The organism is Endozoicomonas sp. SESOKO3 (genome assembly GCF_024606255.1).
In genome coordinates this window covers 1-1,094 of sequence record NZ_JAHHPR010000354.1, presented here as the reverse complement: position 1 = coordinate 1,094, position 1,094 = coordinate 1, and the positions used below count along the sequence as shown (strand labels likewise).

Here is a 1,094-nt window from a genome sequence, read left to right as displayed (position 1 = left end):
TTCAGAGGGTTCTTCGTAAGTGCTCAAAAGTCGAAGAAGCAGAATTGCAGGGCGATGCAAAAGAGGAAATACCGCAACAGAAAGCAAGAACAATGGTTGATCTTTTTTTAACTGTTTTTTTTGCTGGATAGAATAACGTTGTCTGTATCATCCGGTCAGCGGTGGCTATGCAGTACTCTGTCTACGTGAATATCAGAGTCCTGATGGTTCACTCAGATTCACCGCCTGATAAAGCCAATTTCAGGCGCAGACCCCTGGGAACTTTTTTAAATCAACACGGTCAAAATAAATTACACGGTCGAAATAAATTAATAGTTGTAAGTACGGTGGTAGCAATGGATTGCCTAAAGAAAATAAGTTTTATTTTTTGTTTAAGTTCTATGATAATTGCTCAGTGTATTGCCGATTGTATTAATAGTTACGGTGAAAAATCTTATAGAGAAAGGGAAACTTTAATCACAGACGTAGCAGGTTTTTTTCAAGAAATAGACAAAGATAAAAATAATTATGTATCATAAAAGAGTATGCTGTAGCAGTGATGGTTAGGTAAGTTTCTATAAGGTGGTATCAAATTTTTATAACAATAATTAATTGGTAATATTGGTAAATCCAATTTAGTTAGACATAGAAACTTGTAATGTGAACTAATTAAACTAGCTGCTGATATCTTTTTATAATAAGTAAGTTCATATAATTTTTTTCTAATTTCATTGGACGTGCTCATATAAATCCGCCAATACCCTGTCGGATTTCCGGTTAAAATTGATATTGCTTTCTTGGCGGTTATTTCATTAAGTAAATAATCGATCTCATAATTTCTTCGTGATAATTTTCCTTGAGGATTTTTCAAAACAGCATGATAAATGTTGTCTTTCAGATATGAGATAGATTTAGAAAAATACTTACTGATAGTAGATGATTCGTCACTTATTAGCTTAAGAATCGTGATTTCTAATATTAATGGCCAGAAACCTCTGTAAGGAGCAATGGCTCCTTTGTATAAGATTTCAATACTAGGAGCTACTTTTATATTTCTATGTGAAGGTAAATTTACGTTAAAACTCCCATCTTCATTCTGACTTAACATATTATAT

The 1,094-nt window shown here is 32.7% G+C and carries 2 protein-coding genes; one reads left to right on the top strand and one right to left on the bottom strand.

Annotated elements, in window-relative coordinates:
• Positions 1-203 precede the first annotated feature (203 nt).
• Positions 204-518 (top strand): hypothetical protein, encoded by a 315-nt coding sequence (locus KDK18_RS06310; protein ID WP_257254022.1) that lies wholly within the window; start codon positions 204-206, stop codon positions 516-518.
• Here KDK18_RS06310 and KDK18_RS06305 read toward each other — a convergent pair.
• Positions 506-1,094: hypothetical protein (locus tag KDK18_RS06305; protein ID WP_257254021.1), on the bottom strand; the 589-nt coding region annotated here is incomplete at its 5' end. The two genes, KDK18_RS06310 and KDK18_RS06305, sit on opposite strands and share 13 nt — an antisense overlap.

What these genes read in the sequence shown, in the direction of transcription:
- KDK18_RS06310 (WP_257254022.1), top strand. Translation starts at nt 204, where the DNA reads ATGGTTCACTCAGATTCACCGCCTGATAAAGCCAATTTCAGGCGCAGA.